The sequence below is a fragment of the Serratia liquefaciens ATCC 27592 genome (genome assembly GCF_000422085.1).
Lineage (GTDB): Bacteria > Pseudomonadota > Gammaproteobacteria > Enterobacterales > Enterobacteriaceae > Serratia > Serratia liquefaciens.
Genome location: NC_021741.1, coordinates 4,209,989 through 4,230,560, shown reverse-complemented (window position 1 = coordinate 4,230,560; position 20,572 = coordinate 4,209,989). Strand labels below are relative to the sequence as shown.

Genomic DNA, 20,572 nt, shown 5'->3' with positions numbered 1-20,572 from the left:
GAAAACATGATATGAGAAAAATTTTTACGGCTCTGGTGTTGGGGTTAACAATGAGCCAGCCGGTGTTTTCGGCCATTGATACCCGTATTACTGAGGCCCAATCATTCTTACCTGTGGACACGCGATGCAGTTTGTCCGCTGGCACGCCAGTAATCGACTATGGTACCCAATCGCGTTGGCAACTGCAGGACGTGGCGGGTAGCAATGCGGTGACGCCAGGCAAGCGTACGCTGATCCTCAATGTGGTGTGTCCTTATAGCCAGACGATGCGTTTGGTACTACGCGGTGATCGTGCCGCCAATGGCGATCTACGCTACGGTGAGCAGGGCAGTGTTAATATCCGACTGCTGAACTTTCAACTGGATGGGCAGAATGTGCAGGTTGCATCATCGGCTCAGGCCGGACTGCTTGATGGCGCACCCGAATCCAGCTTGATGTTGCAACCCGGTAAGGTATTTGCTGTTGTGCAAAATGGTCAATTGGTCAAAGGGCAAAGTTTTACTGCACGCGTCGAGATTGAACCCATAATGCCGGAGAGTGCCGCCCGTATCGCTTCCCGTCAGGTAAGCGAAGCTCACCTGACGTTGGAGTTGATAGACTGATTTTCAGAAGGGTGATGCGAGCCCGTTACGGTTTTTCTGTCACAGTAAGCAAAGGCTTGCCGGCAAAGTAGGCGCTAATATTTTCGTAAACCAGCTCCGACATTGCCCTGCGGGTGCTTTCCGTGGCGCTGCCCATATGCGGGGTGATCACCACGTTATCGCGTTGCAGCAGTGTAGCTGGCACGTGCGGTTCATCGCAGAACACGTCCAGCCCCGCGCCGGCAATCAACTTATGTTCAATGGCGTTCACCAAAGCAGCCTCATCTACGACCGAGCCGCGAGCGATATTGATTAAAATCCCCGTGGGGCCGAGAGCCTGTAACACCTCGGCATTGACCAGATCGCGGCTACCGTCTCCCCCAGGAGCGCACACCACCAGGAAATCACAGTGCGCCGCCAGTGCTTGCGGCGTTGCACAGTACTCACCTGCAAAGTCCGCGTACTGAGTACGGCTGTGATAGCTTACCGACATATCAAACGCCGAAGCACGCCGGGCGATAGCCCGACCAATACGACCCAGGCCGAGAATGCCGAGCCGGCTACCGCTGACTTTGTTTGTCCAACGGTAGCTCTGGCCAGCCCAATCACCGCGTTCGATAAAGCGCTGTGCACCGACAATCTGGCGGGAGCACGCCAGCATCAGCCCAAAGGCCAAATCGGCAACGTCGTCGGTGAGTACACCCGGCGTATTGCTAATCTGAATATTACGCTTGTAGGCGGCTTGAGCATCTACACGTTCATACCCCACACCAAAAACGGCGATCAACTGCAGATTGGGATAGCGCGCCATAGTGGTGTCGTCCAACGGTGTTTCACCGTTGATTAGTAAAACACGAACCCGAGGTATCAATTCAATCTGTTGTTCTGTAGTGAGCTGGGCAGCATTAAATAATGTGAAGTGCTGGTGCAAGCGCTGAGTCAATTGCATGGGCACCGGCGCTATCTGCAAAATAACGTTTTCCATACTTTCCCCTCAATGTTCTGGCGTATCTTGGTGTATCGGCAGTTTAGCTATGTGTTTCCAACGTCCGACTTGTAAACCGATAATTCCCCCCAGTACCAGGGCGATTGCCACCATAATCAAGGCGGCATCATAGCTACTGGTCATATCTTTGATTCGACCGATAACCGGCGGTAGCGCCAGCCCAACGATATTAGCCACGGCGTTGATCAGCGCAATGGAAGCCGCTGCCGCTACGCCGGACACCGTTTCCGTCGTGACTGCCCAGAAAATGGGTATGATCGCCCAGTTCAGCGCAATGGTGAAAACCAATAAAACGTAAGCTATTACCATGTTTGTGCTGTAAATTGCCGCCAACAACAACAGGCCTGAAAGGATGAGCGGTAACCCCAATGGCACAGCACGGGCGCGATGGGTGTCGGAATAGTGACCATTAAAGTACATAAACATACAGGCGAACAAAAAGGGAACGGCGGAAAGTAGGGTAATGATGAAATTGCTTTGCTCGCTGACCACGCCTTTGATGATCAATGGCAGAAATAAACCGATGCCGATGGTGCCAAAGGCTTGCAACAACCACATCAGGCTCAGTAGCCACACTTTGCGGTTTTTGAACGCAGCTTGCCAATGATGCTCTTGCTGCGTAGGGGTTTGTTTGGCTTCTTGTGTCAGTACGCCTGCCAACCAGGCCCGCTGCTGTGGCCCCAGCCATTTGGCATCTTCCGGCTTGTTGTCCAGGTAGAAGTAAACCACGATACCCAATAATATCGCCGGTGCCCCCTCAAGCAAGAATAGCCAGCGCCAGCCAGCGATATTCAGCACATCATTCATCTGTAGAATGGCACCGGAGATTGGTAACCCAATGAGCGAAGCCAGTGCCGCACCGATATAAAACATCGACATGGCTCGCGCGCGGTCGCTGCGCGGATACCAGCAGGAAAGGTAGTAAATGATCCCAGGCGTAAAGCCGGCTTCCGCCACGCCAAGCAGAAAACGCATGGTGTAGAGTTGCAGCGGTGTTTGTACCAAGCTCATTCCCATGGCAATCACCCCCCAGGTGACCATAATGCGGGCGATCCAGATTTTAGCCCCCACTCGGGTGAGAATAATATTGCTGGGGATCTCAAACAGGATATAAGAGACAAAAAATATGCCAGCCGCAATACCATACATTTCTGCGGTTAATGCTAAGTCAGCATTCATTTGTAATGCGGCGACTGAAATGTTAGCGCGATCTATATATGCGATTAAGTAAAGAAGCATGATGAATGGAATAAGTCTTAGGTTCATTTTCTTTACGGTTGAAAGATGAAGGTCATTATCCATTTTATTTTGCCTGTAGTAGGGTTAAATGGCAGAGATGTTGTTTTATTTCGTTTGTGTTTATCTCTGTGTTGTTTTTATGTGTCTAAGGTTGAGTTTTACAAACGCTTTATAAAAACTGGCTTGGTCATGTTATCTTTATTTTTATTGAAATTACACCAAAATTTGTGGCGTTTTTGGTAGGTTATTTAAATGGTTATTGTATTGATGGTTGTCATTCTATTTCTAATGCGCTGAAAGTAATCGTTATTTATTTTTGTTTTCCGGGGTGTCGTGATTCGTCCCACTGTTCCTGACAACCTCTCCAGTATGGGCTGCCTGTTAGCGCATGCTATCATGTAAAATCACTTGGGTTAATCGGCAATGTGTTATGTTAATGATCAATATAATCATGTCATGAATAAGCTAAAATTCTTTCTTGAAAAACTAATTAGAAGAAACACCCGTCAATGAAAACCACAAACTGCAGCATATCTGAAACGTTGATCAGCGTATTATCTCGCCGAATCATGGATGGTGACTGGAGCGCCGGTGATTCTCTGCCTGGCGAAAATGATTTGGCGCTACAATACGCCGTTTCCCGCACCACGGTACGAAATGCGCTGCAAGTATTAGCGGCCAAAGGACTGATTAATATTCAGGCGAAGAAACGCAGTACGGTGAACCCGCAGGATCGGTGGAGCTTTCTGGATGTTGACGTCATGTCTTGGCTGGATGAAAAAGGGTTCGACCACTCATTGATGGAACAGCTGTTAGTTACGCGTTTGATATTTGAACCTAACATTGCCGCGTTAGCCGCCCTCCATGCCACGGAGGAGGACATCATCCGTTTGAATGACGCCTGTAACATCATGGGGCAGGGGCAAAAACTGGGTAAAAAATACCTGTTTGAGAAAGGCGACCTCGCTTTTCATTTGGCATTGCTGGATGCCAGCCACAATGCTTTTATGCGCTCATTAGGGAATGCTTTGGCCACTGCCATGTCATTTTCATTTAAACAAACGTTGGAAGCCGACGTGCGCTTAACCAAAGAAGCGGTGCATGAACATCGTGAACTCTTGGTGGCGGTACAGAACAAGGATCCGCAGGCTGCCCGCTGGCGCATGCGGTTGATCCTCGAACATGCAGCTCAAAAAAGCCCGTGGCAAAACTATCAGCAGATGTTTGAACACATCAGTTAAAAATAGAGCTGTCGGCACCGGGCATTGCTTTTGCTTCGGCGAAACAGTAGCTACAGCATATGCAATTGCATGATCAACTGCTCAATGGCCCGTTTGAAATCCTGCAGATCATCGGTGAGGTTCACCTTGCCCTGATTTAGCCTGGCTTCCAATCTTGTCGCCCGCGTGGCCAGCATATGGCAATTCAGCGCACCCAGGTCCAATGACAAATGACGCACGATCAACCCTTGCTGCGCTGAGGCACGGCTTGTGGCCAGTTGATGTAGCCCATGCTCCAGATTGCCAAGCATCATGCCCACGACCACTCTGGTTTTTTCTTCTGAACCATATCGCTTATTCAAAGAGACCATGTCTATATTGAATGACGCCTCTGAGCAAGCTGAAGTGAACGCAGTTGCGGTTACCGCTCTTGGCGCAATATAACGGGTGAGAATATCCTTCAACCCTTTAATATCAATGGGTTTTGTCAGGTAAGCATCCATGCCGGCAGCAATACACTGATCTTCTTGCTCTTCCAGGACGCCCGCTGTCAGCGCGACAATCTTCAGCCTTGCGCTATTATTCGCAGCCTCTTTTTTGCGGATCAGGCGACTCAATTCCAGACCGTCGATATAGGGCATGTGGCAATCGATAATCGCCAGGCCATATTTTGTGCTTTCTATTGCCAGCAAAGCCTGCTGGCCATCCTCAACAATATCAAAGCTATAACCCAATATTTGCAGCTGATGCTTGATCAGTTCTCGGCTGATAGGGTGGTCTTCGGCAACCAAAATCAAACTTCCGTTCGCCAGAGCATGTTCACGGCTTAGGGTGGTATCGATGGTGGTTGTTTCTGGCAGTGCCATGGAGCTTGTCGCCTGTTTTTTTTGCTCGATTAACAGGGTGACGCAAAGTTTGTGCACTCTTTCCCAGGATAATGGCGTGACATTGAGGGTATGCCGGTCCGCAGCATTGTCAGACCGCGGTTTAATACTCAGAGTGACCACCTTTTCCCGGGCTGCGGCAGGTATTGCAATCGTTGCCAGCATGTTTTCCTCTATAAACAGCAGATCGCAGCCGGACAGGATAAGCGCAGTCTGCTGCGAGCCGGACCGGCAGGTGACGGTAAGGCCTAACGCCAGCAGCATTTCCCGCAGGTTTTGGGTGATAACCTTGTCATCACACCATAGGGTAACGCGGGTGCCTAACAGCGCCGGTAACGCCGGTGAAGGAGCATAAACATCGAAATGAACGTCGAAACTGAGGGTGGTACCTTCACCAGGCTGACTGAGCATGGTGAGCTCCCCGTTCATCTGCTGTGCCAGGCCTTTGGAGATTGCTAACCCCAGGCCGGTACCGCCAAAACGACGAGTGGTGGACGCTTCTGCCTGCTGAAAAGGTTGAAACAGCTGCTGCTGCATGTCTGCAGGAATGCCGATACCGGTATCGATGACGCTGAAACGCAACCATTGCCGACTTTGCTGATCGGCAAGGAGAACTAACTGCAACGTAATATGGCCTGAACGGGTAAACTTCAGCGAGTTACTGAGAAAATTCATTAAAATTTGACGCAATCGGACCGGATCGAACATCAGTTTCTGTGCGACCCGACTGTCGAGATAAAGATGCAAGGTCAGGTTTTTTTTCAACGCTTGCAGACTGAGGGTTTGCATCAGTTCTGACAGGAATACTCGAATATCTATCGCCAAATTCTCCAGTGAGACCTGGCCCGCCTCCAGCTTGGAGAAATCAAGAATATCGTCAATCACTTGGGTTAAATGCTGCGCAGAATTTTGCACGGTATTCAGCATTCTATTTTGTTCATCATCCAACTGGGTTCTTTCCAGCAGTTCCAACCAGCCAAGAATGCCGTGTACCGGTGTGCGTATCTCATGGCTCATGGTAGCAAGGAAGGTGGCTTTGGCACGGGCGGCGGCTTCAGCCTTGGTTTTCGCTTCGAACAGCGCCTGTTCCTGCTGGCGGGAGTGGGTAATATCTTCAAAATAACCGCCCCACAGTACATCCCCGTTGCTTTCGCGTTTTCCTCTGCCTGAATTGACGCGTATCCAACACTGGTTATTTTTGACCTGCATACGGAACTCGTTCTGGAAGGGGGCCAGCGTGCCTTGCATGCGGATTAAATTTTCCTGCAGCATGGGCAGATCTTCGGCATTCACTCGCTGGTGGAAGCTTTTGTGGTCGGCCATCATGGTTTCGGCAGATAAGCCGAAGGTGGCTTCTGCGGCACCCGCTACGTAGGTGAAACGCATATCGCCATCCACCGAGAGGCAGACTTGAAATACGGTAACCGGCAGTGATTCGGTCACGTCGGTTAACAGGGCTTCGGAGATCAGTGCTCGTTCTTCAGAGCGGCGTATATCAGTGACGTCAACCAACACGGTTACGCTGCCGCCGGGCCCCCGTCAACACTGAAGAAGGGTTTTAGCCAGAACAATCCCTCCCGTAGCTCTCCTTTGGCATTGGCATAGCGCAGTGAGCGGTGGATACCTTCCTCGGCCGATAGTGCTGCTCGGTTTTCCGGCTCGCGTTCCAGTGACACGATGGCGTCGATGTAGCCGCATTCGTCAGGCGTTTTGCCCAACATATGTGCGGACGCATGGCCGGTCAGTTTTTCAAAGGCGCTGTTCACTGCGATATAACGATCGTTGTGATCCTTGCCTAATACCGGAAAAGGGATGGTTTCCAGCAGTGCATGTTGAAAGCTGAGCTGGTCGGCCAGGGTTATCTGGGCCAGGATCCTGCGGCGGGTCTCTTTGCGTAAGCGGCAGTAGGCGATGATAAGCAGCGCCATAATAAAACCGACGGCCAATATGGCGGGCAGGATCCTCTTGATGATAATCAGAAGATCGACGTTTTCCTGAAAGGTGATAGGGAACCAGGCGCTGCGGATCTGCTCTTTGCGGTCGGTACTGATATTAGCCAAGGCCTGGTTGATCAATGGGATAACGTAGGCGTACTTTTTGGTGACCGCAACCGCCAGCTCGGCATAATAACCGGTCGGTGCCGCGACCTTTAATATATTGGGGTACTGCTCGGTAATAATGCGATCGGTGACCACCAGGTTGCCAATGTAGGCATCCACCTGGCGATCGGCCAACAGTTGCAGACCTTGCTCAGCTGTATCGGTGTGAATCAAAATCAACTTTGGATTTTTGCGCAGCAGCGTCGGGATGGGTTCTGCGTCCTCGGATATCGCTACCCGCGCCTTACCGAGGCTCTCAATGCCCTCGATATTACTGGTTTCTTTTCGTGTTGCTATCATCAACGGAAAACGTGCATAGGGTTGGCTGAACGCTAAGAACTGCATACGCTCTGCGGTAGGCGGCAAACCGGGGACCATATCGATCTCGCCTTCTTTGATCATTCGCATCAATTCATTCAGTGAACGTACCCTGACACGCTCAGATTTAAGCTGCAACTGGCGGCGTATCAGATCGAAATAATCCTCGACCAGCCCGCTGGGTTCGCCATGTTGATTGCGAAAAGAAAACGGTGGGTAGGATTCCAGATTGCTGACTTGCAGATAGGGTAGTTGATTTAGCAAGGTAATTTGGTCGGGCGACAGGTTGATGCGTTCCGTTTTGGGTAATCGTGCGGGGAAGGGGGACACCCACTTTTCAAATAACGCCTGTTGCTCGCGCCAACCCATATCTGTAATGGCGACATCGAATGCGTTGGCCAGTAACTGATTTTCACGGGGAAAGGCGAATCTTAGTGTTTGCAACGGCAAATAAGCATTGCCAACGGTACGGAAGGCTTCGCTTTTGTTAAGGGCAATATAGTAGCGAATAGTGTAGCGATTGCCGATAAATGCGTCGGTTTCCCCTTGCTCGACGCTGAGCATGGCGGCAGCCTGGTTGGGGAATTCGTGTAGCCTGATCGCGGGATACACATCTGGAATCAACGCAGCTTCAGGCGAACCGGTTACGACGGCAACTGAGGCTTTGGCGAGATCTGAGTGATCAAGGATATGGCGGTTGTCGCGGGCGCTGATAATGATCAGATCGTTATCGCCGTATGGCTGGCTGTAGCGCAGATATTTGGCGCCAGAGAACGTCGGGGACATGTTCATGACTACGTCGATTTCGTTCCGTTGCAGCGCCTGCATCATGTCGAGACGATTTTGATACTCTTTCACTTTTACTTTCAATTTCAATCTACTGGCGACTTCGTTAAGTACGTCGGGAGCAAAACCGGTTAACTGGTTTTTAACCATATCTTCCAGTGGGGGCAATCCTCCATCATAGGTGCCGACGTGCAGCTCTGGATGGGCTCTAAGCCATTCCTTTTCTTCCGAGGTCAATTCTGCAGCGTGAATGGTCGGCACCGCCAACGCGAGAAGAGTTAACACCAACAAAAAAACAAGGCCCACGGAGCTATTTTTGCGTGCCAGAACAAACCAATTAGCTAGTCTATTGTTTACTAACAAAAAAACACCTCTTGTTCTGCGGGGCGGCAGGAAGACATTCATTTAAATTTTTACAGATTCACTCGATGGCGATAAATATTCATCGATAACGATAGGACTATATGCAGACTATATATTGGATAAATGAGGCATCTGTTGTTAATCCATTGTGCGATAACGTAATAGATTGAGGTAAACAATAACTTTATGGACATGAGGAGGGTAAGGAGAGTTGAGATATTGTTGCAGTAGATTATAACTGAGTCATGAGTGAACCCATCAGAACACCCTTTCAATTGTGTAAGTGTTACCTTAATGTTTTGTAATCGTTGGCGTCGTTTTGTGTAATGTTTCCCTTACACCGGTTAAATTGTGAGTGACTCGCATTTTTCAGGGTACATAGGCGGCAGATTCGCAATAATGATATGATCTTCACAAGAGCAGAATAATGGGCGTCGTATCTTAATATTTTTAATATACTCAATAAAAACATAGGGTAAGAGGGTTTTCTCTGTGGTGGCAGCCTCGGAGCTATAGTATGATTCATTGTTGCGGTGAATGATTTTTGAGGTTTAATATAAGATAATGGATGTGATTTGCTTTCATTGTAAACAGTACTACCGTTGATCTGAAATTTAATATTTTTTTATGATTTTTTTTGGGTGGTCCAGGGCCGTAATGAATAGAATAAAATAAAGAGGTAGTTACCGATGAAAAGCGTTTTGGTTGTCGACGACCATCCTGTCACGCGTTTTGCCATTAAAGTGTTGTTGGAAAAAGAAGGCCTTAGGGTAATTAGTGAAACAGGTGATGGTTTGGAGGCGTTATCATTAATTGAGGAACATAAACCTGACCTGGTTATCGTTGATATTGACATTCACTCTATCAGCGGAATCGAACTGGTACAGCGTTTGCGCAAGCGTAAGTTCAGCGGAAGTATCCTGATGCTTTCAGGAAAGGACGAACCTTTTTATATTAAAAATTGTGTCAGTGCCGGGGCGGATGGTTTCATCAGTAAGGCAAACAACTTATTTGATCTGCACAGCGCTGTGGCGGCAATTAACGCGGGTTATGGTTATTTTCCCTTGAAACAGGCACGGCAACACGCACTGCAGCCAGCTGAAGATAAAGACAAGCATGCTATTGCCAATCTTTCCACGAAAGAGCTACAGGTGCTACGTTATTTGGCCAAAGGGATGAGGCTGGTTGATATTGGTTTGCAGATGAATATAAGTGACAAAACGGTAGGCACTTATAAAAGAAGAGTCATGGCTAAGCTGGAACTGAATAGTATGATGGAAACTTATGAGTTTTGTATAAGAAATAATTTGGATTGAATATTTTGAATGACAAAACACATGAAGACGACGTAAATAAAAATAGTCCAGGTGACTCTCTGTCGTCACTCGCTACCCATGTGGATATTAACCGGTTGTTTCTACTTGCCGGTAACGATCTCTCTTTCATTAATAACCTGCTTTACTTAGCCAATGAAGAAAATATGAAGGAAATTGTCGTCGCTCAGACTCAGGCAAGAGAAGGCGATCGGGTTGCATTGGCCAGAACGATACATCGCTTAAAAGGCTCCGCGCAAACCATCTGTGCGAAAGAAATCGCCGCAGCCTGTGTGATACTAGAGAGCCAACAATTGGCCAAAATGAGCGTCGAAGACATTCATAGCGGGTTGAAGAAAATAGAATTATTAATATCATCGCTCGACAGGTGTTTGCGCGACTTGCGCTAGCTCCGATGCGGTGAAGGTATGGCGGCAGATCATCTAACGCCGCTTTACGCTTCTGTCATCTTTTCCTTACACACAATATGGTTATTGCTTTCATAAAAACCGTCAATAGCGTCAAACAGCAGAGCGTAATTCTTATGTTTATCCGCCGCTGCCAGCGCAATAATGCCTTTATCAGGATGAGATAAATGTCACCAGGAGGTTTTATGACACGCGACAGTATTGTGCAGGCCCGAATTGACACCAACTTAAAAGAGCGCGCGGAAGCGGTCTTCAAAGAGATGGGGATGACAGTTTCTGAAGGTATTCGAATGTTCCTTAAACGTATAGTCAAAGAAGGGGCGATGCCGGAAGAACTGCTCAATGGCAGTAACGCCAGCCGCGAACAACCTTGCTATCAGGCTTACAATGATATTCTATCCCAATTGGAATACCCTGAAACCCAGCGGAATTATTCGCAGTATAAATCAGAGAAAATGGGTAAAATGCTTAACCATAGAAATCAACGTTAGTTTTTCATGTGCCACTGCGAGCTATAAATATTGCTTTACTCTACTCAGCGGGGTGGGCCGCTGAGGTATTCCCTCAGTCGCAGTCATTTTGATTCTTGCCTACTATCATCATGAAATGGCAACCAAAATACCGATAATAGCAATCAGCAGGATCCAAAACCACGCAGAGGTTTTTTCCGGTTTCCATTGTTCCCCATACTCAACCTGATAGCCCGATTTACGCTGTTTCTCGCTCATCTTTTTCCCTGGCAGCCAAATACCTAAGAAGATCCTCGCCTGCATTTTAAGATAAGTCCTAACAACATTACATTTAATGTGCTCTTTTGGGTAAAAATCCTAAATATGGGGCGGGTGAAGGTGAAAAATCAATCAGTGGGCGAAGTGAGAGTGGCCCAGTTGCCTAACAGGGGAGGTGACATTGTCGAGGGGGGACTGTCGTCTAATAGCAGGGTAAGTCAAACAGCTGGCTATGTCGCCATAAATGATAAAAGCCCTGACCGTTGCAGCCAGGGCTTTTAAGGTACTATTGACTTCTGATTTAACATTAATGAACTTACTATTATTTACTGCTAAAGTTCTACACTAAATGTACAGGTTAATCACAGATAATATCGGGTTAACTCAAACCTCCCCTATATTTACCAGTTCACATTACCGCCTACCAAAATAATCAAAGGTATGGCATCTCAACTCGTACATCTCCCCTCGCGATATATATTTTTTGATGCATAGCCTCACTTCTATTGCGATCCGCTTTCACGGTCTTACTCATTGTTCGCAAACAAAAAACAGTTCTATCATGGCCTTACATCATCGCGTTTTGGTACACACCCTGCGATTGTCGGTACTTACAACGTGGCCTTAAAACTTCATCGAGCAAGACTGTAAATTTTCTCAGCATCGATGACCCATACTAAAAAACTTCGTGGCCTTTATCGCAAAATAACTTAATAACAACTTACTAAACACTTTTACTATTAACAGCTGCTATCATTACGCTGCTGTTGATTACCAATCTACGGATTTATAAAAGAGTGTCAATACTGTTTTTAATGACATGTCTTTATTAACAGTACTTATTAAAAAACATGAACGCTTATTTTAAGTAGTTAAAGCCTATTTTTATCGCCCTCCATTCGCTCAGCGGATTTATTGCAACGAAATTGTTTTTCTGAGCGAAGGTGGGCGCGATGCAATGGGCTGTTTTCGCCCTGTCAGGGCCTGGTAACGAATCGCGCCAGCCGTTGGTGCAACTGGCTGTTCTCTTTACGTAACTGCTCAATCTCTTCGAGCAACGTCAGGGTGACGGCAATACCTGGCCAGTCCAGCGCAAGTTCATGGTGCAATTGCTGAGCTCGATGAAAAGTGATCAAGGCGCGATCGTCAAAGATCCACTCTTCCGTTGCCGGGTTGCGCGGCTCTATCACGCCCAGCCCGACAATCTCCGTTAGCTCTTCTTCTGTCACACCGGTATGCAGACAAAACTCGGTAATGGTGAAGGTTACTTTTAGGTTAGCCATTTTGCTTACTCCACTCTTTGCGCGGATCAAAGCTCGTCTGAGTTTCCGCCAGCTGTTGCCACAGTGCAGCACTCTTTTCGTCCGGTTTCGGCGGCATCACAACCTTGATCACGGCATACAAATCGCCGGTTTCTTTTTTACTGACCAAGCCTTTCCCTTTAACGCGCAGACGTTGTCCGGTTTGGCTACCGGCAGGGATGGTCAACAAAATACTGTCTTTGAGAGTAGGGACTGGCACCTTGGCACCGAGCGCAGCTTCCCAAGGGGCAATCGGCAACACAATTTCCAGGTCGTGGCCTACGACGTCGAACATGGGGTGTGGCGCAATGCGGATGATAAGGTAGAGATCGCCATTCGCACCGCCGTCTATCCCCGGGCCGCCCTGGCCCTTCAGGCGAATGCGTTCGCCATCGCCTACGCCGGCAGGGATCTTCACATTAAGGGTTTTGGGGATTTCCTGCTCCACCATGCCAAAGGCGTTATAGACCGGCAGGCTATAGCGGATGGTGCGGGCTTGCTCGGCCAGCGTTTCTTCCAGAAAAACGGCCACTTCCATTTCAATATCTTGCCCGCGCATGGCTCGGCTTTGGCGCTGACGCTGGCCGCGCGCATGTTCGCCGAACATAGAGGAAAAGATGTCGGAAAAGTCTTCGGCATTATTTGCATTTGCGTGAGCGTGCTGGGTTTGGCGGCCGAAGTTAGGGTCATTACGATGTTGACGCAGTTGATCATATTCAGCACGGCGCTCGTCGTCTTTCAGCACCTCGTAGGCTTCGGCCACTTCTTTAAACTGTGCCTCGGCATTTTTTTCTGTGCTGACATCAGGATGATACTTTCGCGCCAACCGACGATAGGCGGTTTTTATCGCCTTGATGTCATCTGATGGTTTGACCCCTAAAATGGTATAATAGTCCTTGAATTCCATAGCGTTATCATCTCATTTCAATCTTTCGTCAGGGGGGGGTAGTTGAACCTGCTTTGCGTGAAACCTTACTAATATTAGGGCACTTGGCCGCCGATGTATCGGGGTAATTGTCGGCTATGCAGTCGAAAAGCGGAGCCGGGTGGCCCCGCCTGAAATCACGAGCGCTTCAGTTGGCGAGCAACCTGGAACAGGCCAAAAGAGCTGAACAGCATTTCGATGCCGACAATGGTGGTGACCAGTACGACGGAAGTCATAGGATCGGCGCTGAACAGCATCCAGGCAATGATCAGATCCAAAATACCAATCACGTACTGCAGCCAACTGCCGCTGACATCACGTAATTTGTAGCCAGCAATCAGTCGTACGATGCCGCCCAGAGCGAAGAGTACGGCAAGATAGACCGCCATGGCGAAAATGCCTACCGCCGGGGTGGTGATAAACACGTAGCCGATAATAAGGTAAGCGACCCCTAGCAGAATACCGCCGATCATCGGCCAGGTATTTTGTACTCGGTTAGCTATCATGCCGAAAATCAGACCGAACCCACTCAGCAGCAAGAAAATGCCCATGACCATACTCAGCGCTGCGCCGGAGGCGAAGGGGCTGAACAGGCAAAAAATACCGCCTAACAGAAGCAATATAGAGATGATTAACAGCGGGGTTCGTTGTTTCTTTAAACTTTGTTCATCGATAATCAACGAATGGCGTGGACCCATATTTAACATGACGTATCTCCTTAAACTGTTTGGATATCCTATCTCGTATTGTCTTTTTTATTATAATACTTGTCGCCAAGTGCGGGAGGATAATTGTGCGTAATCGTTGTTTTCAATCGAATAAGTCAGCCATCCTGTGCGAAATCTTCGACAACGAAGTCGATCAATGCCCTGACGGCGGGCAGCAGGCCCTGGCGCGAAGGATAAATAGCGACAATTTTGCGCGGCTCCAGTTGCCAATCATTCAGCACGGTTGTCAGGGTGCCATCGTGAATTTCCTGACGTACCAGCTTTAGCGGCAAACAACCCGTAGCCCTGCCGCAAAGAATCGCCTCTTTGAGTAATCTGATGTCGTCACACACCAGGCAGGACTCATTGCTTATCTTGACTTCCCGGCCTTCTTTGTTGAACGTCCATGCGGATTGAAAATGGGAAGATAGCCAGCCAACGGTGGGGAGTTGATGCAGATCTGACGGTTTTTGCACCTGGTTGGGGTGGATCCTGCCGGCAGGGTTCAGCATAAAAGAAGAGGAGATGTCGGCAATTTTTCGCATAATCAGATTGCTGTTTTTGGATTCTTTGCCCATCAGTTGAAATGAGATGTCGTACCCCTCTGCAATAATATCCACGTCACGATTGAATATTTTTACCTGAAGTACCACCTCGGGGTAAGCCTGCATAAATTTCGCCAGGGTTTTTGACAGACCGAGATCCATAAGAATCGTGGGGCAGGTAATCCTGATTTTACCCGTGGGTTGGTCACTTTTGTTATTGATCAGGTTTTCCGCTTTTTCTGCCGCAGCGATCATTTGCACGCAATATTGGTAATATTCCTTACCGATTTCCGTGATCATTATATTTCGGGTTGAGCGTTGTATCAGTCTGACATTAAGGCGTTGTTCAAGTGCGGATATTTTTCTGGACAGCGTGGACTTGGGGATACCAAATTTCTTACTTGCAGCAAGAAAGCCTCCGCATTCAATAACCTTGGCAAACATAAACATTTCATTGAAATCTATCATAAAGACCATTTTCCCATTGATGAAACACTCATTTCCAATAATTGGCCTGTTTGCCGATTTGATTCATTGCTAGGTTAAATATGAGGCTTCCATTCATAAGTGCATGCTATATCGATGAAAAGCCTTGGACAATCGGAACTGTCATATTCCAGTCGCCTAAATTTAATGACTCGCTTTAGCCTGCTCAGTTCAGGAAAAGCAGCTCTTTGACCGCTAACGTTTCAGGATGAACAAGTGAGGATCTATGAGTGCCCCAGCAAACTTTAATAACCAGCGTCCGGTAATCAACCCGGCCGATGCCGTAATGCTGCTGATCGACCACCAAAGCGGCTTATTTCAAACCATCGGCGATATGCCGATGCCCGACCTGCGCCGCCATGCGACCGCTCTGGCGAAAATTGCCACGCTGGCCAACATGCCAGTGATTACCACGGCTTCGGTGCCACAGGGGCCAAATGGGCCACTGATCCCTGAAATCCATGCGAACGCACCGCATGCGCAATACGTGGCACGCACCGGCCAGATTAATGCCTGGGATAATGCCGACTTCGTGCAGGCGGTGAAGGCCACCGGGAAAAAACAGCTGATTATTGCCGGCACCATTACCAGTGTCTGTATGGCTTTCCCGGCCATTAGCGCAATTGCCGACGGTTATCAGGTGTTCGTCGTGGTCGATGCGTCCGGTACCTACTCAAAAATGGCTCAGGAAATTACCCTGGCGCGGGTGGTTCAGGCCGGCGCTGTCCCTATGGATACCGGGGCTGTGGCGTCAGAGATTCAACAAACCTGGAATCGTGAGGATGCGGCACAGTGGGCCGAAATCTACACCTTGATCTTCCCGTCATATCAATTGCTTATCGAGAGCTATAACAAGGCGCAAGACGTCATCACGCATCACGAAACCTTAGACTCGGAGAAATAAATCGCTGTGCGCCTCCATGGTCAGCCTAATGCCATGGGGGCCATTGCGTCGATACTTCGGGCTGGGCATTAGGCTCGCGCATGTATGCAGCAGGGATGTAAACATCATGTCATTCCACACCACCGAGGTGTGCCATTCAGGTGATCAGGGTTCAAAAGAGCCGCATCGGAGAATTGCCGAAGGTTTTTCGTGGCATACGTGCCAGAATATAAAAAACCATGCCGCACTGCTGACCGAGACAATAGATACCTGATATGGACCGTTCCCGCTTATTGAAGTTTCTGCTGCCCTACCTGTGGCCCAAAGAGAACCCCCGGCTGCGTTATTACCTGGTGACTGCCTTTGTTTTTATGGTGGTCTCCAAGGTCAGTATCACGCTGGTGCCGCTGGCTTATAAAGCCATGGTCGATGCCTTGAGCGGTGAAACCGCCAAAATGCTGGCCATTCCCATCGGCTTGATCCTGGCTTATGGCGTGGCGCGTGTTGGGGGGGCGTTATTTGAAGAATTACGCAACGTGATGTTCGTGCACGTTAGCCAGAATGCGACCCGGCTACTGGGGTTACGCGTCTTCAGACAACTGCACGCGTTGAGCCTGCGTTTTCACCTGGAGCGACAGACCGGCGGGCTGTCGCTATCGATCGAACGCGGCACTCAGGCGGTGGCGACGGTACTTTCGCGGCTGCTGTTTTCCATTTTTCCTATCCTGTTCGAAATCACCTTGGTTTCGGTGATCATGTGGCATCTGTTAAACGGCTGGTTTGCGCTGGCGATTGTGGTGACGGTTGGCTGCTATATTCTGTTCACCGTGATGGCCGTCAGTTGGCGAACCCGCTTCAGACGTGAGCTCAACCGAGCCAACGCCGATACCAACAGCAAATCACTCGACAGCCTGCTGAATTACGAGACGGTCAAATATTTCGGTAACGAGGACTTCGAGGCCGATCGGTTCAACATGTCGCGTCGCCTGTATGAATACGCCGCCATCAAAAACCAGTTCAGTTTTACCGCCATCAACCTCGGACAAACCGCCATTATTTCCATCGGGTTGATCGTGATGATGGCGATGGCGGCGCAGGGCATTGTGCAGGGGCGGATGACGGTCGGCGACTTTGTATTGGTGAATGCCTATCTGCTGCAGCTCTATCAGCCGCTGAATTTCTTCGGGTTCATTTATGCTGAAGTCAGACAGGCGCTGATCGACATGGAGAACATGTTCGATCTGCTGCAGGAAGAGCAGGAAATTGTCGACAGGCCGGATGCGACGGCGCTGCAATTGCGCGCAGGGGAGGTGCGTTTTGACTCGGTCAGCTTTGGCTATGATGAGCGTCGGCCGATCCTGAAAAACGTCAGTTTCACCATCCCGGCCGGCAACACGGTGGCGATCGTCGGTGCTTCGGGGGCCGGCAAATCCACGCTATCCCGATTGTTGTTTCGTTTTTATGACGTCAGCGGCGGCGCTGTCTCGATTGACGGTCAGGATATCCGCAGCCTGAAGCAGGCTAGCCTGCGTGCGGCAATCGGCATCGTGCCGCAGGACACCGTGTTGTTCAACGATACGTTGGGCTACAACATTGGTTACGGTAAAACCGGTTCGAGTCAGGAAGAGATCGAGCGCGCGGCTAGGTTGGCGCATATTCACGAGTTTATCGTCAGCCTGCCTGACGGATATGAAACTCGGGTGGGCGAACGCGGGCTCAAGCTGTCGGGTGGGGAAAAGCAGCGGGTGGCGATTGCGCGCACCATCCTGAAAAATCCGGCGATTCTGGTGTTCGACGAGGCGACCAGTGCGCTGGATACCCAGACCGAACGCGAAATCCAGGCGCATCTGCGTGAAGTGAGCCGCGACCATACCACGTTGGTGATTGCGCACCGGCTGTCGACGGTGGTGGATGCCGACGAAATCATCGTGCTGGAGGCCGGTGAGATTGTTGAGCGTGGGCGGCATGACGCCTTGCTGGCTGCCAACGGCCGCTATGCTGCAATGTGGCAAAACCAATATAGCGAAGAGCAGCAGCCCTGAAAGTGAGTCCCCCAGTCGATGCTCAGTCTGGGGGACGGCGCGCTAAAGATCACCGGTCAGGTATTGTGCCACGCCGTTGCCGAAGCTCCAGTCTCCCTTGCTGTTGGTGGTGATGGACACCATCAAATCACTGCCTTCAATCCCACAACTTTCTTTCAGCTCACGGCTAAGCTCGGCATAAAACTTCTGTTTTTGTTCTTCGGGGCGCGGGCTGGTAATCACTCGAACCACCACCAGATTGCGGGTGCGCGTCAGGTTAAGGCCGGTATCTTCAATCACCATATGCTTAGCCTTATTTTCATGAACAATCTGGTAGCGGTCCCGCACGGGAACCTCAAAGGCGCTGAGGACGGCTCGGTGGGCGGCGTCGAGCAGCGTTTGCAGTTGGGCGTCGCTGCGACCTTCAATGACGTCAAAGATGAGTAATGGCATTTTAATAATCCTGTCAGTGGGTTAATAGTTATTGATGCGCGCAGGGCAGCGTATTGACATCGCCTTTGAGGATCCATCTTAGCCAAGCGCTGGCGCGGGAAGAAGCGCTATACTTGAACTCATTGTTTATATAAATGAACAGTCGACGATGAAAAATCCAAAAATAGAAACCCTGTGGACCCATTTACACTGGCTTACCGTATTGGCTGAGCAGGGGAGTTTTACCCGTGCGGCAGAGCGGCTGGACGTCAGCAAAGCGGCCATGAGCCAAAAAATCAAAGAGATTGAAATGCTGGCAGGGGTGCCGTTGGTGCAGCGCACCACTCGCAGCGTCAGGCTGACCGATGCCGGACTGAGGCTGGTCGAGGAACTGCGCCAGCCTTTCGCACAAATCAAACAGAGCTTTTCCGGCATTTGCGATTCTGCCGGGCCGCTGCGCGGTTCGGTGCGGGTCACGGCGCCGGTGGCGTTTGCCCGCCAGCAACTGGTGCCGCGTATTACCGGTTTTCTACGCGAAAATCCTGAGGTGCGAGTGCAGCTTGAGGTTTCGGATCGGCTGGTGTCGTTGGCCACCGAAGGCTTTGATTTGGCGATCCGCCACAGCGACAGCTTGCCCGACACCCACGTCGCCTGGCGGTTATGCTCAACCGAAACGGTGGCCGTGGCGTCGGCCGACTACCTGAAACGGCACGGCATGCCGACGTCACCGACGGAGCTGCAACGGCACCAGTGCCTTTACTATCCCCGCGGTACCGAAGCGCCGGACTGGAGCTTCGCCGCGAAACAGGGGCTGCCGGGCCAAGCTGAAAAGACCCGCGTGCCGGTCAGCGGTCCTTTTGCCACCAACAACAGTGAATCGATACGTGATGCGGCGGCAGAAGGGCTGGGTATTGCCTTGCTGCCGGACTTCAGTGCGCAGCAGGCATTGGCGGACGGCCGGTTGATTGAGGTACTGCCGGCCTGGCGCCCTATAGGTGCTTTTGCCGACAGTCTTTATGTAGTGCGCCCCTATGCGCCGCAGGTATCGCGAGCAGTGACGGAGTTCAGCCGTTATTTGCGCAGCGCCTTTGCCGAAGGGTTTTTCATCCGCTGAGTGCCTGGCGGCTTCAGGAGCCGCCAGGAGAGGGGGCTAGCCGCGTCCGTGGACCAGAGAGCCTGCGCCAATCTCAGCAATGGTTTTTGCTCCGGTGAGCGTCATGGCGACGCGCATCTCTTTATCCAACAGTTCCAACAGGTTAGCGACACCGGCCTGCCCGGCGGCGGCCAGTGCGTAAACGAAGGCGCGCCCCAGCAGTACGCTGTCGGCTCCCAGAGCGATCATTCGCACCACGTCCAACCCGCTGCGGATGCCGGAGTCGGCCAGCAGCGTAATGTCGCCTTTTACCGCATCGGCGATCGCTGGCATGGCGCGTGCGGTCGAAAGTACACCGTCCAACTGTCGGCCGCCGTGGTTGGATACGATGATGCCGTCGGCGCCGAATCGCACTGCATCTTTGGCGTCTTCGGGATCCAGAATGCCTTTAATGATCATCGGCCCCTCCCAGAATTCACGGATCCACTCCAGATCTTTCCATGAGATGGAAGGATCAAAGTTGGCCCCCAGCCAACCAATATAGTCTTCGAGACTGGTCGGTTTACCGCGATAGGCCGACACATTGCCCAGATCGTGAGGTTTGCCGAGCAGGCCAACGTCCCAGGCCCACTGCGGGTGAGTAACGGCCTGCAGCACGCGGCGCAGGGAAGCGTTAGGGCCGCTCATACCGGAATGGGCGTCGCGATAGCGCGCGCCGGGAACCGGCATATCAACGGTGAACACCAGCGTTTTCACCCCGGCCGCTTTGGCACGCTCGAGCGCATTGCGCATAAAGCCACGGTCTTTCAGCACGTACAGTTGGAACCACATGGGCCGATCGATGGCCGGCGCGACTTCCTCTATCGGGCATACCGAAACCGTAGACAGCGTAAAGGGAATGCCTTTCTGCGCAGCAGCCCGGGCCGCTTGTACCTCGCCACGACGGGCATACATGCCGGTTAACCCGACCGGGCCCAGTATTACCGGCATCGCCAGCTTTTCGCCGAACAGGTGGGTTTCCAGACTGAGGTCCGACATATTGCGCAGCACACGCTGGCGTAGGGCGATATCAGCCAGATCTTCGGTATTGCGCTTGAGCGTATGCTCCGCGTAGGCCCCGCCGTCAATATAGTGGAACAGAAAGGGCGGAAGCTTGGCTTGCGCGGCGGCCCGATAGTCGGTTGAGGCGGAGATGATCATGTTTTTTACCTTCT

General features: G+C 50.6%; 19 protein-coding genes. 8 read left to right on the top strand and 11 right to left on the bottom strand.

Annotation, left to right across the window (positions count from 1 at the left end):
• Nucleotides 1-11: 11 nt before the first annotated feature.
• Complete coding sequence (locus M495_RS19800; protein WP_020828447.1) at nt 12-602, top strand: DUF1120 domain-containing protein; 591 nt, start codon at nt 12-14, stop codon at nt 600-602.
• 25 nt (nt 603-627) lie between these two features.
• On the opposite strand, the gene M495_RS19795 is transcribed toward M495_RS19800, so the two are convergent.
• Both M495_RS19795 and M495_RS19790 read right to left on the bottom strand, forming a co-directional pair.
• Nucleotides 628-1,566, bottom strand: coding sequence for a 2-hydroxyacid dehydrogenase (locus tag M495_RS19795; protein ID WP_020828446.1), 939 nt, complete (start codon nt 1,564-1,566; stop codon nt 628-630).
• 9 nt (nt 1,567-1,575) lie between these two features.
• Nucleotides 1,576-2,889: an MFS transporter gene (locus M495_RS19790; RefSeq protein ID WP_041414919.1), complete on the bottom strand. Its 1,314-nt coding sequence runs from the start codon at nt 2,887-2,889 to the stop codon at nt 1,576-1,578.
• Nucleotides 2,890-3,335: 446 nt separating this feature from the next.
• Here M495_RS19790 and M495_RS19785 point away from each other — a divergent pair, with 446 nt between their 5' ends.
• Complete coding sequence (locus tag M495_RS19785) at nt 3,336-4,067, top strand: FadR/GntR family transcriptional regulator (RefSeq protein ID WP_020828444.1); 732 nt, start codon at nt 3,336-3,338, stop codon at nt 4,065-4,067.
• Between the two features lie 50 nt (nt 4,068-4,117).
• On the opposite strand, the gene M495_RS19780 is transcribed toward M495_RS19785, so the two are convergent.
• Together M495_RS19780 and M495_RS19775 are read right to left on the bottom strand one after the other, a co-directional pair.
• A complete protein-coding gene (locus M495_RS19780; protein ID WP_041414916.1) occupies nt 4,118-6,445 on the bottom strand; it encodes an ATP-binding protein in 2,328 nt (775 codons plus the stop codon).
• 2 nt (nt 6,446-6,447) lie between these two features.
• Nucleotides 6,448-8,496, bottom strand: coding sequence for a transporter substrate-binding domain-containing protein (locus M495_RS19775; RefSeq protein ID WP_169534196.1), 2,049 nt, complete (start codon nt 8,494-8,496; stop codon nt 6,448-6,450).
• Nucleotides 8,497-9,185: 689 nt separating this feature from the next.
• Between M495_RS19775 and M495_RS19770 the strand changes: the two genes are divergently transcribed.
• The 3 genes from M495_RS19770 (at nt 9,186) to M495_RS24700 (ending at nt 10,728) form a co-directional block, all read left to right on the top strand.
• Nucleotides 9,186-9,812: a response regulator gene (locus tag M495_RS19770; RefSeq protein WP_020828443.1), complete on the top strand. Its 627-nt coding sequence runs from the start codon at nt 9,186-9,188 to the stop codon at nt 9,810-9,812.
• A 5-nt stretch (nt 9,813-9,817) separates the two neighbouring features.
• Nucleotides 9,818-10,219, top strand: a complete 402-nt coding sequence (locus M495_RS19765; protein WP_129941037.1) for an Hpt domain-containing protein — start codon at nt 9,818-9,820, stop codon at nt 10,217-10,219.
• A gap of 203 nt (nt 10,220-10,422) precedes the next feature.
• Nucleotides 10,423-10,728, top strand: a complete 306-nt coding sequence (locus tag M495_RS24700; protein ID WP_020828441.1) for a type II toxin-antitoxin system RelB/DinJ family antitoxin — start codon at nt 10,423-10,425, stop codon at nt 10,726-10,728.
• A 108-nt stretch (nt 10,729-10,836) separates the two neighbouring features.
• On the opposite strand, the gene M495_RS26140 is transcribed toward M495_RS24700, so the two are convergent.
• The 5 genes from M495_RS26140 to M495_RS19740 form a co-directional block, all read right to left on the bottom strand.
• Complete coding sequence (locus M495_RS26140; protein WP_020828440.1) at nt 10,837-10,965, bottom strand: hypothetical protein; 129 nt, start codon at nt 10,963-10,965, stop codon at nt 10,837-10,839.
• A 977-nt stretch (nt 10,966-11,942) separates the two neighbouring features.
• Entirely contained in the window at nt 11,943-12,248 is a 306-nt protein-coding gene (cbpM, locus tag M495_RS19755) for a chaperone modulator CbpM (RefSeq protein WP_020828439.1), read from the bottom strand.
• Nucleotides 12,241-13,173, bottom strand: a complete 933-nt coding sequence (cbpA, locus tag M495_RS19750) for a curved DNA-binding protein (RefSeq protein ID WP_020828438.1) — start codon at nt 13,171-13,173, stop codon at nt 12,241-12,243. The genes cbpM and cbpA overlap by 8 nt, the downstream gene beginning before the upstream one ends.
• A gap of 155 nt (nt 13,174-13,328) precedes the next feature.
• Nucleotides 13,329-13,898 (bottom strand): HdeD family acid-resistance protein, encoded by a 570-nt coding sequence (locus tag M495_RS19745; RefSeq protein WP_020828437.1) that lies wholly within the window; start codon nt 13,896-13,898, stop codon nt 13,329-13,331.
• A gap of 116 nt (nt 13,899-14,014) precedes the next feature.
• Nucleotides 14,015-14,887 carry a LysR substrate-binding domain-containing protein gene (locus M495_RS19740; protein WP_164171143.1) on the bottom strand — a complete coding sequence of 291 codons (873 nt, stop codon included), beginning with the start codon at nt 14,885-14,887 and terminating at the stop codon, nt 14,015-14,017.
• A 268-nt stretch (nt 14,888-15,155) separates the two neighbouring features.
• Between M495_RS19740 and M495_RS19735 the strand changes: the two genes are divergently transcribed.
• A complete protein-coding gene (locus tag M495_RS19735; RefSeq protein ID WP_020828435.1) occupies nt 15,156-15,833 on the top strand; it encodes a hydrolase in 678 nt (225 codons plus the stop codon).
• A 254-nt stretch (nt 15,834-16,087) separates the two neighbouring features.
• Nucleotides 16,088-17,854: an ABCB family ABC transporter ATP-binding protein/permease gene (locus M495_RS19730; protein ID WP_020828434.1), complete on the top strand. Its 1,767-nt coding sequence runs from the start codon at nt 16,088-16,090 to the stop codon at nt 17,852-17,854.
• A gap of 42 nt (nt 17,855-17,896) precedes the next feature.
• Here M495_RS19730 and M495_RS19725 read toward each other — a convergent pair whose 3' ends face one another.
• On the bottom strand, nt 17,897-18,286 hold the full coding sequence (locus tag M495_RS19725; protein WP_020828433.1) for a tautomerase family protein: 390 nt from the start codon (nt 18,284-18,286) through the stop codon (nt 17,897-17,899).
• Between the two features lie 148 nt (nt 18,287-18,434).
• Between M495_RS19725 and M495_RS19720 the strand changes: the two genes are divergently transcribed.
• Nucleotides 18,435-19,379 carry a LysR family transcriptional regulator gene (locus M495_RS19720; RefSeq protein ID WP_020828432.1) on the top strand — a complete coding sequence of 315 codons (945 nt, stop codon included), beginning with the start codon at nt 18,435-18,437 and terminating at the stop codon, nt 19,377-19,379.
• Between the two features lie 36 nt (nt 19,380-19,415).
• Here the strand turns inward: M495_RS19720 and lldD are convergent, their stop codons facing one another.
• Nucleotides 19,416-20,558 carry an FMN-dependent L-lactate dehydrogenase LldD gene (gene lldD / locus M495_RS19715; protein ID WP_020828431.1) on the bottom strand — a complete coding sequence of 381 codons (1,143 nt, stop codon included), beginning with the start codon at nt 20,556-20,558 and terminating at the stop codon, nt 19,416-19,418.
• Nucleotides 20,559-20,572: the final 14 nt, after the last annotated feature.

What these genes read in the sequence shown, in the direction of transcription:
- M495_RS19800 (WP_020828447.1), top strand. Translation starts at nt 12, where the DNA reads ATGAGAAAAATTTTTACGGCTCTGGTGTTGGGGTTAACAATGAGCCAG.
- M495_RS19795 (WP_020828446.1), bottom strand. Translation starts at nt 1,566, where the DNA reads ATGGAAAACGTTATTTTGCAGATAGCGCCGGTGCCCATGCAATTGACT.
- M495_RS19790 (WP_041414919.1), bottom strand. Translation starts at nt 2,889, where the DNA reads ATGGATAATGACCTTCATCTTTCAACCGTAAAGAAAATGAACCTAAGA.
- M495_RS19785 (WP_020828444.1), top strand. Translation starts at nt 3,336, where the DNA reads ATGAAAACCACAAACTGCAGCATATCTGAAACGTTGATCAGCGTATTA.
- M495_RS19770 (WP_020828443.1), top strand. Translation starts at nt 9,186, where the DNA reads ATGAAAAGCGTTTTGGTTGTCGACGACCATCCTGTCACGCGTTTTGCC.
- M495_RS24700 (WP_020828441.1), top strand. Translation starts at nt 10,423, where the DNA reads ATGACACGCGACAGTATTGTGCAGGCCCGAATTGACACCAACTTAAAA.
- M495_RS26140 (WP_020828440.1), bottom strand. Translation starts at nt 10,965, where the DNA reads ATGAGCGAGAAACAGCGTAAATCGGGCTATCAGGTTGAGTATGGGGAA.
- cbpM (WP_020828439.1), bottom strand. Translation starts at nt 12,248, where the DNA reads ATGGCTAACCTAAAAGTAACCTTCACCATTACCGAGTTTTGTCTGCAT.
- cbpA (WP_020828438.1), bottom strand. Translation starts at nt 13,173, where the DNA reads ATGGAATTCAAGGACTATTATACCATTTTAGGGGTCAAACCATCAGAT.
- M495_RS19745 (WP_020828437.1), bottom strand. Translation starts at nt 13,898, where the DNA reads ATGTTAAATATGGGTCCACGCCATTCGTTGATTATCGATGAACAAAGT.
- M495_RS19740 (WP_164171143.1), bottom strand. Translation starts at nt 14,887, where the DNA reads ATGTTTGCCAAGGTTATTGAATGCGGAGGCTTTCTTGCTGCAAGTAAG.
- M495_RS19735 (WP_020828435.1), top strand. Translation starts at nt 15,156, where the DNA reads ATGAGTGCCCCAGCAAACTTTAATAACCAGCGTCCGGTAATCAACCCG.
- M495_RS19730 (WP_020828434.1), top strand. Translation starts at nt 16,088, where the DNA reads ATGGACCGTTCCCGCTTATTGAAGTTTCTGCTGCCCTACCTGTGGCCC.
- M495_RS19725 (WP_020828433.1), bottom strand. Translation starts at nt 18,286, where the DNA reads ATGCCATTACTCATCTTTGACGTCATTGAAGGTCGCAGCGACGCCCAA.
- M495_RS19720 (WP_020828432.1), top strand. Translation starts at nt 18,435, where the DNA reads ATGAAAAATCCAAAAATAGAAACCCTGTGGACCCATTTACACTGGCTT.
- lldD (WP_020828431.1), bottom strand. Translation starts at nt 20,558, where the DNA reads ATGATCATCTCCGCCTCAACCGACTATCGGGCCGCCGCGCAAGCCAAG.